8 protein-coding genes are annotated in these 13,737 nt (G+C 33.0%); 5 read left to right on the plus strand and 3 right to left on the minus strand.

The window, feature by feature from the left end; all coding sequences use genetic code 11:
* Positions 1-131: 131 nt before the first annotated feature.
* Both OM075_RS05020 and OM075_RS05025 read left to right on the plus strand, forming a co-directional pair.
* Positions 132-761, plus strand: a complete 630-nt coding sequence (locus OM075_RS05020; protein ID WP_301189386.1) for a T9SS type A sorting domain-containing protein — start codon at positions 132-134, stop codon at positions 759-761.
* Positions 762-1,364: 603 nt separating this feature from the next.
* Entirely contained in the window at positions 1,365-1,994 is a 630-nt protein-coding gene (locus OM075_RS05025; protein ID WP_301189387.1) for a hypothetical protein, read from the plus strand.
* 89 nt (positions 1,995-2,083) lie between these two features.
* Here OM075_RS05025 and OM075_RS05030 read toward each other — a convergent pair whose 3' ends face one another.
* Together OM075_RS05030 and OM075_RS05035 are read right to left on the minus strand one after the other, a co-directional pair.
* Positions 2,084-5,524, minus strand: a complete 3,441-nt coding sequence (locus OM075_RS05030) for a PAS domain-containing hybrid sensor histidine kinase/response regulator (protein WP_301189388.1) — start codon at positions 5,522-5,524, stop codon at positions 2,084-2,086.
* Between the two features lie 171 nt (positions 5,525-5,695).
* Positions 5,696-8,770 carry a cytochrome c biogenesis protein gene (locus OM075_RS05035; RefSeq protein WP_301189389.1) on the minus strand — a complete coding sequence of 1,025 codons (3,075 nt, stop codon included), beginning with the start codon at positions 8,768-8,770 and terminating at the stop codon, positions 5,696-5,698.
* A 145-nt stretch (positions 8,771-8,915) separates the two neighbouring features.
* Between OM075_RS05035 and OM075_RS05040 the strand changes: the two genes are divergently transcribed.
* From OM075_RS05040 to OM075_RS05050, 3 genes are all read left to right on the plus strand, one after another.
* Positions 8,916-10,091: a DcaP family trimeric outer membrane transporter gene (locus OM075_RS05040; RefSeq protein ID WP_301189390.1), complete on the plus strand. Its 1,176-nt coding sequence runs from the start codon at positions 8,916-8,918 to the stop codon at positions 10,089-10,091.
* A 267-nt stretch (positions 10,092-10,358) separates the two neighbouring features.
* Positions 10,359-10,523 (plus strand): hypothetical protein, encoded by a 165-nt coding sequence (locus OM075_RS05045; protein WP_301189391.1) that lies wholly within the window; start codon positions 10,359-10,361, stop codon positions 10,521-10,523.
* Positions 10,524-10,529: 6 nt separating this feature from the next.
* Complete coding sequence (locus OM075_RS05050) at positions 10,530-10,997, plus strand: DUF4268 domain-containing protein (protein WP_301189392.1); 468 nt, start codon at positions 10,530-10,532, stop codon at positions 10,995-10,997.
* Between the two features lie 82 nt (positions 10,998-11,079).
* On the opposite strand, the gene OM075_RS05055 is transcribed toward OM075_RS05050, so the two are convergent.
* Positions 11,080-13,650, minus strand: coding sequence for a phosphoenolpyruvate carboxylase (locus OM075_RS05055; RefSeq protein WP_301189393.1), 2,571 nt, complete (start codon positions 13,648-13,650; stop codon positions 11,080-11,082).
* Positions 13,651-13,737: the final 87 nt, after the last annotated feature.

The raw sequence follows: 13,737 nt of genomic DNA on the forward strand, positions 1-13,737 counted from the left end.
AATATTTAATAAAAATTAAAACATCACCCTCACACCCCCCTATTTTAACCCTCAATCTTCAAATAATACATATGTTTGCATTGTCAACCTATCATAGTTGACCAATACAAACAACAAAAACAACTTTTATTATGAAGACACTTAATTTTTTTAAAGGCATCACATTGGGAGTAATGTTTGCTTTAGGAGTAACTGCTTTTGCAGGAGAAGGTGATGGAAAAACTGTTAGCACAGCTGTATCAATTTTTCCTTATTTAGATACTGACTACTCAGTTTTATCATTAAACAATTCAAGTGAAAAAAGTGCTGTATTAACAATACAAGGTACTGACGGAGAAGTTTTCCACAGAGAAGTAATTAGCAAAGCCGGTTTCACTCAAAAAGTATTGGATTTTTCTTATTTAGCTGACGGATCTTATTCAGTTAACTTAAAAGCAAAAGGTACTGAGTATTTTTCAAAACCATTTATGGTTAAAAACCACAAAGTAGTTGTAGATTCAGACATTACAGAAGTGGCATCTAACGCAAACACTTCATTTGCTAACGTTGTTGACAACACATTAACTGTAAGCTACATTCCATTTGGAAAAAAATCTGTTGACGTAACTATTAGCTCTGATTCTGAAGAAATATTTACTGAAACCTATACTGCAGATAAAACATTCTCTAAGAAGTTTGATATCTCAGCACTACCAAAAGGTAACTATCAAGTATCTATTAATTCTGCGGACAAAAATTACAGTTATGCTTTCAGTAAATAATGAAAACGAAGACAATGGGGAACAGATAAACAATCCTGTTCTTAGATTTTATAGATGTGTATCTCAATAAACATAGAGATACACATTTTTTTTTGCTTTACATCGAACTAGCTATCTATTATCCAAACAATAAACACGACTTCCTTTGTTTTATTCTTGTAATTAAATACCTAAACCATAGTTTTAAACAAATACCCTCATTCAACAAGCTCATAAAATAATTACTAACCTAAATCACAAAATACTAACCTCAAAAATCAGCACCATTAAAATAAAACCAATTTTTAATCTGCTAATATCGTAAAAACACATATTAACACTGCCCATATTTTTAAAATACATTTTTAACAAACTCCTATTTTATATACACATTTTTGTTAAAAATAAGTCCGTTTGTTAACTCCTCCTTCTAATGTTAACTTATTGTTAACTTTATATTTCCTATATGTTAGTAATTGACCTCATTTTCAAAAACACTTAATTAAATTTAAAACAACACCTCTACACCCCCCTATTTTAATGCCTCCTATCAAGATTATACATATGTTTGTACTGTCAACCTACCAAAGTTGACCAACACAAACAACAAAAACAATTTTAATTATGAAGACACGTAAATTTTTTAAAGGCATCGCATTGGGAGTAATGTTTGCTTTAGGAGTAACTGCTTTTGCAGGAGAGGGAGACGGAAAAACTGCCAGTCCAGCTGTATCAATTTTTCCATATTTAGATACTGACTACTCAGTTTTATCTTTAAACAACTTAAGTGAGAAAAGTGCTGTATTAACAATTGAAGGTACTAGCGGAGAAATTTTCCACAGAGAAGTAATTAACAAAGCAGGATTCACTCAAAAGGTATTAGATTTTTCTTATTTAGCTGACGGAACTTATTCTGTAAACTTAAAATCAAAAGGAACTGAGTATTTTTCAAAGCCATTTATTGTAGAGAACCACAAAGTTGTTGTTAATTCAGATCACGCTGCTGTAGCATCAAACGCAAACACTTCATTTGCTAGCGTTGTTAATAACACACTAATTGTAAGCTATATTCCATTTGGAGTAAAATCTGTTGATGTAACAATTAGCTCTAATACTGAAGAAATATTTACTGAAACTTTTACTGCTGACAAAACATTTTCTAAGAAGTTTGATATTTCAGCATTACCAAGAGGTGAGTATCAAGTATCTATTAACTCAGAGGACAAAAACTACAGTTATGCTTTCAGTAAATAATGAAAACGAAGACAATGGGCGACAATTAAATAATCCTATTGTTAGATTCTATAAATGTGTATCTCAATAAAAAAAGAGATACACATTTTTTATTTTGTATTATTTGCTTCAACTAAAAACTTATCCATAACCATTAATAACTCATCCTTTTGAGTTGGCTTTGAAATACAAGCATCAAAACCCTGATTCAGAATATCACTGCAATTTCCATTAACAGCCACTTCTGAATGTGCAATTACAGGAATAGATTTATTCATACCTTTTATTACCTGTACCAACTCCTGTCCTGTTGAATCCGGAAATTTTAAATCCATCAACACTAAATGAATATCTTTTCGATTCATAAGCAACTTACTTGCACCTGCAGCAGTTCTCGCAGAAACTAAAGTCAGACCAGTTTTTTCAATAAATTTTCTCATTTGTAAATGCGAACTACTATTCTCATCTACAAGCAATATTAATTTATTGGGCCAGTAATAATTTTTTGGCAAAACCGGATTTGATATGGTTATTGTTTTATGTGAGATAACATTTTTTATATCATCAGAATTAACCACTTCTATTGGATGCGTAAAGAAAAATTCTGATCCTTCTCCTTTTTCTGAATTTAAACCAATTTCTCCACCAAGTGCCTGAATAATCTTTTCACAAATTGACAATCCAACACCTGTACCTCCATAAATCTGGTTATTTGATTCCACCTCTTTCCTAAAAGGCTGAAATATAATCTTTTGTTTTGCTTCCGATATTCCTATTCCTGTATCTTTAACAAAAAAACGAATTAAATCTCCATCTCTTGTATATCCAAATTCAATAAAGCCTTTGATAGTAAACTTAATGGCATTACCAATCAAATTAACCAACATTTGCCTTAAACGAATTGGATCCGAAATTAAAATACATTTCTCACTTTTAGGAATAGACAGATACAGCTTCACCCTTCCCTTGTGCTCAATTTCAATTTTAGGGGAGAAATCAGCATATAAAGATTTTAAAATTTCGTGTATATCAACCTCCTCCTTCTCTACCGAAATTTTTCCGCTTTCTATTTTCGCTACATCAATAATATTATTTATCAAACTCATTAAACTATCTGAGTTTTTATGAATAACATCAACGTAATCTTCCTTCTCTTCTTCCGAAATTCCACTACCTCTTAACAACGCACTAAAACCAACTATAGCATTTAATGGAGTACGTAATTCATGACTCATATTAGCCAGGAATGAAGATTTCAATTTATCCGATTCCTCTGCCTTTACTTTAGCCTCCATCAGCTGCTTTTCAAATTTCTTGCGTTCCGTCAAACTTCGTCCAATAGCCAACAAGCTGTCAACCTCACCAGCATCATTCAATTCAGGAGTTATAATCCAGTCAAAATATAAATCAAGAGATTCATCACTAAAACCAAGCTCCATTGAAGTTTTTTCTTTAAAGTTTATGGCATCATCAATCTTTGATTTCCAGGTAGAACCAACTAATTCATTATAAACATTCAACTCGGTAAGCGATTTACCGATAACCTCTTTATCCTTTAAAAAAGAAAAATGACTAATTAGTGCTTCATTATAAAACAATATTTTTCGCTCTCTATTCAATCGTAAAATAATATCAGGAGAATTATGAGCCAATCGTTTAAATTCTTTTTCACTAGCTACTAATATTGGATCCTGACTTTGTGCAAATGAAATTTCATGAACGGTTATATAATAATGCTCCTTATGATCGATCAAAATCTTATTAACACACAAATCAACATTTATTTTCTTTCCATCTTTATCTTTCAAACAAGAACATACTCTGTAAAGATTCCCAGAGTAAAGTACAGCATGCATTTCATTGAAAAATGTAGTTGAATCTTGCGACAACAACAATTCCAGATTTAAATGATTTGCTTCAACTAAATCGTAGTGAAGTAATTCGCGGGCTGATTTATTTATGAATTTTACATTTGCATTGATATCTGTAATTATTACACCATCAATGGATGTTTCTAATATTTTTTCGTAGCGATCTTTAAGTTCACTATATTTTTGATCAATATTAAATTGGGAAGTAACATCTGAAATAAAAAGTAAATGGCCATTGTCTTTATTTGAATAATCAAGACTTCCTAATACCGATAATACTTTTGTATACAAACCTACTTTTATTTCAAACACTTTATTAGCGACGGAATTCTCTCTTTTAATCTGCTCCAACAAATGTTGCGTATCTGAATTATTAAGCAACTCCTGTAAAGGTTTATTTAAGATCTCTTCCGAACCTAATTCAAATATCTCACAAACCTTATCATTGATCAGTTTTACGGTTCCATCTATTAACTTAACAATCCCAACCGGAGCATTTTTCAACACTCCTTCCAGAAACGACTCTTTAATTGTCAAAGCTCTGTTTGCCTCCAGCAAATATAAGCATCGGGTATTGAGTTCACTTTCCTGATACAGATCACAAAACAAACTTGATACTAAATGGGCTATGGAATTTATAAATGGTGTATACCTGAAAATATCAATTACTGTGTCGTCCTTAAATTCTGTAACAAGCCATCCTTGAGCTTCTGTATTACAAACAATAGCATTTACCGACACATTACAATTACTGGCTCCATCAATATTTTCTTTTGCAAGATTTTGTGCAGTAAAAATAAATGCTTCTTCTATTTTTTTATTTCCAATAAGCTTTTCCACATCCAAGCCTATCAATCCATTTTCCTCAGCTTCGGGATTATTACTCCAGTAAAACTCATGATGATTTGAAAAACTTGCTTTGGGAACAAAATAAACTTTGCTTAAATGCAATCCTTTGCCAATTAAATCAAATATCTTATATATTGATTTTTTTGTTTGTTTATCCCTGCTGATTAAACGAGTAGCATTATGTAAAAGATTTCTGTAATAAAGATCCCTCTCTTCATTTTTTTTGTACCAATAACTATTTAAATAAGAAAGTACTATTTTAAAATTTAATATTTGCTCCTGTATTTCAAAATCATACCACTCTCTATTAAAAGAGCATGTTTCAAAAACAACAAAGCCATTTTGAATTTCAGCACTACTATAAGAAAGTATCAAAAGGGATTGAACCTGAAAAATCTCAAATTTAAGCGCTAAAGATTTTTCCAAATCCTGATTTAAAAAACAAGTAGTAAAGGCGTTTTCGTGAGTTGGATTAATTAATGGATTTTCATTATCCTGAATGATAAGGTCTGATGGATAATATTCCTGATAGCGATCATTACACCATTGATATTTGGCTAAATATCCGTTTAAACTATCATCATGATCATAGATTGAAACCCGGTCAATATCAACACTCCGCCCAATTTCTTTTAAAACAGCTATCACAAGATCCTCGTATACTAACTGTTTTTGTATTAACCCTTCTAATTTTAATTCAAGCCAATGATCTATACTTCCCTTAATATCTTTATGAGGCGCAGACACTTTATTAAGCAACCCTTTTAGGTGCTTAACTTCTGCCTCTAATGCATGAAGCCTGGACGAATTTTCCAAACTCTCTCTATTCATTTATCAATCCCGGTTTAAACTATTTCGTTCTACGTCCCCAAACTGTTGTATTGAAACTTGTCAGTTTTATTCAAAAATACAAATATTCAGCATCTTATATACTTAAATACTTTTTTAATTATCAACACTAAATAAACACCTTTTTATTATTTTTGGAAAACAAACAGATAACTACCATTCCAGCTTACGCGGCGACTTTTGAGAATGATACCAGGCATTAAAAACCACAACCAAAATAGTGATTACCAAATAATATACAAAAGAAGGAATTGGAACCGGATCTCCTTTGGCATATGAATGCATACCAGCTAAATAATAATTAACGCCTAGATACGTCATTAAAATAGAGAAAAATCCTAGCAGCGATGCTATATTAAAAGTGACCACATCTTTTAAATATGGAATAAACCTTAAATGCAGAATAACTGCATAAACAATAATCGTTACCAAGGACCATGTTTCTTTAGGGTCCCATCCCCAATATCTTCCCCAGGATTCATTAGCCCAAACTCCGCCTAAAAAAGAACCTATTGTCATTAAATACAAACCAACTGTTAAACCCATTTCAATAATAGCACTTAGTTCAACTATTGTTAAATCCAGATTCTTATCTCCTGATTTTCGCAAACCGATTAAAATAAGATTGAAGAAGGCTAAAAATGCACCTAAACCAAGAAAACCATAACTAGCGACAATAACAGCAACATGAATTGTAAGCCAATATGATTTTAAAACAGGAACTAAGGGTGTGATTTCCGGATTCATCCAGGTTAAATGCGAAACCAAAAGAACAATTCCTGAAAATATAGCAGCAACAGACAAAACAATTGGTGATTTTTTTGCAAAAATTAGTCCGGCCAACAACATAGACCAAGCTATATACAACATGGATTCATAGCTATTACTCCAAGGTGCATGTCCTGAAATATACCATCTCATAGCCAGACCAACTGTACATACTAAAAATCCAACAGCAGTTAAAATTAATCCTGACTTATTAACAATTCCAGAGGATTTATGTGGCAAGAACAAATAAACAAACTGAAATAACAAAAGAATTACTCCTATTATAAATAGCACTGGTGCTATCATTAAAAATATATTGCTTTTATTATATAAAATTTCAAGTTTCTTTACTGTTTCTCCTGGCAAAACATCAGCTCCATAGCGCTGTTGATATTTCTTAATGGCACCAATGTACTTCGAAGTCTCTGTATGATCTCCATTCTTTAAAGTATTTAAATATTCACCAACAATACTTCGAACAAAAAGCCCTTCTTCATCTGATAATAATTCACTCTTTCCACCAGGCATTACCCATTCTGAATTCTTATCATTAGGGAGAGGAAACAAATGTAAAAACTTACCGGTTTTGGCCATATAATAAACATTAACCTGCTCATCAATCTTAATCAAATCATTTTGCTCTTTCGTTCTGTCTGAAGGCCTTGTTCTGTAGGCAATATCCACCTCCTTACCCAACTTATAAGTTTCTTTATCAGTAAAAAAGTCATTAAACGCAGCTTTTTTTTCAGTATTGCCAACAGCTTGTTTTATACTTTCCGTTTTAATTGTTATCATCGGAATATTATCCCACAATTCAGGATATACCAAAATATTAAGCACAACCCAATCTGCCGAATACCCCTTAAATGTATTATGCTTTACCAGTTTTCTAAGAATCTCTCCATTCATCGAGTTCATCGGCTTAATTCTACCACCATGATCCTGTACCCATAATTGGCCAAATTCTTCTGCTTGCTGCTGAGATATTTTTGAAACATCATTAATATCCTGACCGAACATTAATGTTCCGGTAAAAAATAACCCTATTAGTATTAAACTCTTTTTCTGTAATTGAATATCCTTAATTTTTCTGGTCAAAAATCGAAACCTGCTTTTTGATGCCACCAAGGATAACAACATAAAAATCGCCATTAATAAATATCCTGTATAGGTAATTGTTGTTCCCCAGTAATCTTTATTTACAGATAAAAAGGTTCCCTTTTCATCTTTATCATAGTAGGATTGGTAAAAACGATAACCTTTATAACTCAAGATATTATTCATAAATATTCTAAAATCTGCCTTTTTGCTTTCTTTTTCATCTAACAATGTCACTTCACTTGCAAATGAAGAAGGACTTTCTGAACCCGGATAGCGATCCAGCTGAAATTCATTAAGATGTAATTTAAACGGTATTTTTAAAACCTTTGCGCCATATGATACTGTAATTTTCAAATCTCCCACTTTAATATCTTTTGTTTCTCCCAAAGCGCCCTGATTTCCACTAACAAACAACTTCTCTGTCTTTCCATCCACATCTACCTCCAAAACTACAGTTTCCATAAAATCACCTTGCGCTCCCATCTGAGCTCTTACAGGCATAAGTTCGGCATGTTCAAGATACTTAGTTTGAACAATCAGTATATCATTAGTTGTATACAACACCCTATCTTTAAAAACTTGTGGAGCAGTTAAATCTAACTCTTCTTTTTTATTAGCTGCCATATTAGTAATAGACACATCATGTTTGGAAGTAAACATTAATTGTCCGTTTTTCTGATAAAAACAGAAATCAGCCACAGAATCTTCACCAAAGGATATAAGGTAATCACCCACTTTCACTTTTTCACCCAAAAACAAACCAACATTCTGACGTCCATATTGCTTTTCAGAAATTACTAATGTAACGTAAGGGTTACCAAACTCACTTTCCTGTGGGATAAAACTTGTTTGTTCAATATAGTCCACACTCTTTATACTTATGTTTTTCCCTGACAAATCAGTCTTTAAAGAAAAATAACCTTTGCTTTTTTCCGACATAAAAACTTCCTTCTCAAAGAAAACACTTTCTCCCGCCATCTCAATTTTACCGGAAATATATGTTTGGGCAGATAAGAATTCATCTGTTGACTGCCCCTCCCTAATATGCATAATCCCCTCATATCCAACATATCGGGTAATTGCGGCTCCAATTACTATAATTAAAAAAGATAAATGAAAAATAAGAATAGCCAATTTACCCTTGGCGTACATATATGGTTTTAAGACATTTAAAAGCAAATTTACACCTAAAAAAACAAACAAAAACTCAAACCACCACGTATTGTAAATCAATGCTTTGGCTGCATTTGTTCCAAAATCATTTTCTACAAATGTGGCCAATCCCATTGACACAGCTAAAATGATTAGTAATGAAATAAAAAGATATGGAGCTGATAAGTATTTTAAAATTTTCTTCATGTATATAATTTTAGATACCTTTGCGGCCTTTAACGACTAATGTAACATTATTTAACAGGAAAATAAGACTTTGTTCAAATAAGTAATATTTTACCTTTTAAAAAAACAGATTTTATTTTAAACAAGAAACTATCAATCATTAAAAATGAAAAAAATACTATTTTGCTTTATTGTTTTGCTATCTCTAAATGCAAATGCACAGGAAGAACAGAAAATTACAGTTAAGCCATACGGGTTTGTAGGTTTTGATGTAATGATGGATACTCATGAAAGTGTGACTTCCCGACAAAATCACGTATACTTATATCCAAAAGAAGTAAGTGGAAGCAAGAAATCTTATGACTTTGGCGCCGGAATTACCAGGTTTGGTGTTAAAATTAAGAGTCTGGATGCCTTTGGCGCAAAAACTTCAGCCCAAATTGAAGGAGACTTTATGGGTACTTCAGGAAACGGAAGTGATTTTGTTGTAAGATTAAGGCATGCTTTTATTAATCTGGATTGGGACAAATCAGCATTATTGATTGGTAAAACATGGCATCCATTTTTTATTCCGGAGAACTTCCCTGGTATGGTTAACTTTGTAGTTGGAGCTCCTATTCATCCATTGTGTAGAGCACCACAAATCAGATATACTTACAAAGCAGGACAAGATTTGTCTTTATCATTCATTGCCTTGTCGCAAGCAGATTTTGCAAATTCAGGAGGTGCCAGACAAGTTGAAGAGGCTGACTTCCCGGAAATGAATTTACAATTAAAATACGGTGCTAAGAAAGACCTATTTGTAGCTGCAACATTTGGTGTTAAAAATCAAAAACCCGTAGCAACAGGAAATACAACAACAAGCATGCAAGCAAATTTATCATTGCGCTATAAAACGCCTGCACTTACTATTAAAGCAGAAGGTATATATGGTGGTAGCATGACTAATATGGTAATGATTGGCGGCGTAGCCAGCAAAGCAAACAATGGAGTTGCTGTTGCAGGCGAATACCTTCCTATTTACATCAGCTCATATTGGACAGATATTCATACCAATGGTAAAAAAGTTCAGATTGGAGCATTTGGTGGTGTAACCAATAACTTAGGAACTAAAGAAGAATCAGTTGTAGCTGAAACTATGTTTACAAGAGGTTCTGATATTGAAAAAGTAATAGCTTTTGCTCCTCGTGTTGTATTTATTTCTGGTAAAATGACCGTTGGATTAGAATTACTCCATACTATTGCATCTTATGGAAGTGACTTTACAAGCAAATCAAAACCTACAGATACAAAGGATTATTCTAACAACAGAATTACTCTTGGTGTCAGATATAATTTTTAAAAAATTATAGAAAGATATAAATTTGATGCCTGCAAAATATTGCAGGCATTTTTTTTGAACAAAAAGGAATTACAATACGTCTTGTTTTAATGAAAGATGAAGCAGCCCTCTGAATTAGACCAGATGGAAATAAAGCTTCATCAGAATAATAAAAAAGATTAAACAGAAACAAGACATGAGAATCATTAGATCGACGAAATAAAAATATTCATACAAATGTATGATTGTTTTTTCGGCGGGTTCCATGTGGCAATTGAAAGAAAAAATATGAAAAAGAAACTTGGTATTGTTGCAGCTATTTGTATTGTTTTAGGATTTGGGATGATTCACGGATCCTATCCTAATGCAGAAATCTACGGAGGAAGTTTAATCGGATTAGGCAGCCTGTATCTGCTTTTTGCACTATATAATTCTGGTAAAAAAAAGGAATAAAGCACTATGTATTCAAAAGAAGAAAAAAAAGAATTAGTACTTGAATTTTGGAGAAAACTTGGAAATCGCACCAGAAAGCTTCCCGGTCAAAGAGGACGCGTAAAAGATTGGATTGGAGAAAAAACCGGAGTTAAGGGTGTTGATCTTAGATTTGATGTTGGCAGAGAAAAAATTGCAGTTGCTCTTGAGATCAACATTAAATATGAATCAAGAAGATTTATGATTTATGAAAAACTAGAAGCAACGAAAAAGATATTTGAAAATGAATTTGGTGAACCCTTAATCTGGGACTTTGCCTATGAAAAAGAACATGGTGAAGAAGTTTGTCGTGTATACAAAGAAATGAAAGGTGATTACCTGGTTCCAGCTCAATGGCCTGAAATTTTCAGTTTTATGATCGACAAGATGGTCAGAATGGAAAGAGCTTTCCTTGAGGTTCAGGATTTCTTAAAATATGATGAATTAGGACAGTAAATAGTCTTCTCAGTACTCAGTCTACAGTTCCCAGTTATTAAACCTGAAGACTGAAGACTAGAGACTGAATACTTAATACTTTTTATGCTGAATTACGACTCGCATTAATATTACCAAACATAGCCCTGATAACCATTTTTTCAAATACATCAACAGGAATATCCTTTCCTTTACCTTGAGCCTCATGTATTTTCATTAAGGCATACTGCTGTATTATAAGTAATGGAAGTACAATCTTTTCACGTAATCGAATACTTTGCTGACTTCTTGGATTATCATCCAGTAGATCTGGCATACCTGAAACTTTCAGAACCATTTCTTTAGTTAAAAGAAACTCATGGTAAATGATTTTCCAAAACGCTCCAAATTTTTCATGTTTCTCTAAATAACGAGTTAACTCAAAACTTGTTTTACTCATACTCTGCATACTATTAGAAAGCAAAGTTTTAAAGAAAATAGAGTTTTTATATAAATCAACACAAGCCTGCAAATTACCTTTTTCTTCCTGCTCCTTTAATGCCGATCCCAGACCATAAAAACCCGGAACATTTTGCTTCAACTGACTCCAGGCTCCAACAAAAGGAATAGCTCTTAAATCTTCAAAATTAATTTTATCACCACCACCTCTTTTACTAGGCCTACTACCAATATTTGCTTTACCGTAATATTTCAATGTACTTATTTCTTCCAAATAAGGAACAAACAAAGGATGTTCTTTTAGTGACAAATACTTTTTGTAACTTGACTCAGCCATTTCAGCAATAAATTCATGCTGATAAGAATCCATCTGATTTTGCGGCTTACTATAAAGTCTGTTTGATAACCCAGCTGTTAAAAGGTAGCCCAGGTTATGCGCAGCAGCTTCTTTAATACCATAATGCGAACTAATTGTTTGTCCTTGAACTGTCATTTGAATTTGACGACTTTCGATATTTTTACCCATAGCTGCATAAAAGCGATGTGCATTACCACCCCCTCGTGCCGGAGGTCCTCCTCGTCCATCGAAAAACACCACCTCAACATCACTCTCTCTGGACTTAAGTGTAATATCTTCTTTAGCAGAAAATATTGCCCAGTTAGCCATCAAATATCCACCATCCTTTGTTCCATCAGAGAATCCCAACATAACAGTTTGTCTGTCGCCTCTATTTTTAAGATGTTTACGATAAGTTGGATTTGTATATAGTGTTTGCATGGCCTCCCCAGCATATTTTAAGTCATCAATGGTCTCAAACAAAGGAACAATATCAACAGTTAACTCGTCATAGCCCCAACCACAGATTCTAAACATTGCTAAAACACGCGCTACATCAACAGGTCCTCTACAGTTACTGATAATATATCGATGCGCTCCTCTTTGTCCATTTGCCTTCTGAATGTCTTTGATAACACCATAAGATGCTACTGTATCTTTTACCACCTCATCTTCAAACACATTAGGATCAGCAACACCTTTAGCATTCATCAATAACTGAATCTGTTCCGCATCACCCATCTCAAAAATTCCGGCAGGTAAAATATCAGGGTAAGCCTTAATCACTTCTTTTAATGCTTTTGCAATAATTCTGCTATCCTGACGAATATCAATACTTGCCATATAGAAGCCAAAATTATTTACCTTACGTTTCAGCGACTGTACTTTCTCAACAAAAAGGCCCTGATGCTTTTCGATAATTAAGGATTCTACCTCATCAATTCTTTTGATAAACTCATTTAAGTCAACATTTGCCTTTCCTGTAGCATTTTCAAGTTCTGCTTTAAGCATACTTTCTATCTCAACAACCTTATCATGTACTCCGGCAAAAGTTATACGTCTTTTAAGCTCTTTTACATCTCTGAAATAACAGTTTGTAACCGTATTTCTTAAACGAGCTGCAACCTGTTTGGTTGTATCTACAGTCACAAATGGATTACCATCTCTATCTCCACCTGGCCAAAACCCTAATGATACAAACTCGTTATTTTGCTCCAAAGAATCTTTATAATCTTCTGCTGTTTTGTCTAAAATCTGTCCTATTGCAGGATAAAAAGTATCGCGCAAATAAAAGGTCAGACGATTGGCTTCATCTAGAGGTGTTGGTTTTTGCTTTTGAAAAAATGGTGTTTTACCTAACTGCCCTAATAAATCACGAATTACAGCTACTTCACCTTTTTTAATAGCCTCCATTAAATCCGTAATAATACCTAACACCTGAGAAGGATAGAATTGTGTTGGGTGAGCTGTAAGCACCACTCTTACACCAAATTCTTTAATGACTTCTGCCATTTCAGCCATTAAATTTTCCTTTTTAACCCTATCACTTATTGACGCATAAGAATTTTCACCATTAATTCTGTGTATTTTACTATAAGCAGCATCCTCTAAAGCATCAATCAATACAATTTGTCGTTCGATATATTGTATTACTTTAAATAGAAAATCATTCTGCTCATCTTCTGACAAATCTGCCTGATGATGTGCAAAAAACTTTTTAATGATGGTAATAGGATCTTCACCATTTTGCAATCCTTGTGTTGAAGATTGATATAGTAATGGAATTAAATTCCCAGCTTTTTCAACTGCCTCAAGCTGTAAGGATAAAAAGAGACTATTGTAGAGTTGATATTTTAACTCTATTTCCTCTTGATAAGATTTTACAATTTGACTGTTCATATTTTACGTATAAATGTAAATTTATTTCAACATCCAGACTTTAAAAATCTGATTCATCAGATAAGTTAATCTTTCAATTGCAAATAC

It is taken from the genome of Plebeiibacterium sediminum (genome assembly GCF_026013605.1).
Lineage (GTDB): Bacteria > Bacteroidota > Bacteroidia > Bacteroidales > Marinilabiliaceae > Saccharicrinis > Saccharicrinis sediminus.

What these genes read in the sequence shown, in the direction of transcription:
- OM075_RS05020 (WP_301189386.1), top strand. Translation starts at nt 132, where the DNA reads ATGAAGACACTTAATTTTTTTAAAGGCATCACATTGGGAGTAATGTTT.
- OM075_RS05025 (WP_301189387.1), top strand. Translation starts at nt 1,365, where the DNA reads ATGAAGACACGTAAATTTTTTAAAGGCATCGCATTGGGAGTAATGTTT.
- OM075_RS05030 (WP_301189388.1), bottom strand. Translation starts at nt 5,524, where the DNA reads ATGAATAGAGAGAGTTTGGAAAATTCGTCCAGGCTTCATGCATTAGAG.
- OM075_RS05035 (WP_301189389.1), bottom strand. Translation starts at nt 8,770, where the DNA reads ATGAAGAAAATTTTAAAATACTTATCAGCTCCATATCTTTTTATTTCA.
- OM075_RS05040 (WP_301189390.1), top strand. Translation starts at nt 8,916, where the DNA reads ATGAAAAAAATACTATTTTGCTTTATTGTTTTGCTATCTCTAAATGCA.
- OM075_RS05045 (WP_301189391.1), top strand. Translation starts at nt 10,359, where the DNA reads ATGAAAAAGAAACTTGGTATTGTTGCAGCTATTTGTATTGTTTTAGGA.
- OM075_RS05050 (WP_301189392.1), top strand. Translation starts at nt 10,530, where the DNA reads ATGTATTCAAAAGAAGAAAAAAAAGAATTAGTACTTGAATTTTGGAGA.
- OM075_RS05055 (WP_301189393.1), bottom strand. Translation starts at nt 13,650, where the DNA reads ATGAACAGTCAAATTGTAAAATCTTATCAAGAGGAAATAGAGTTAAAA.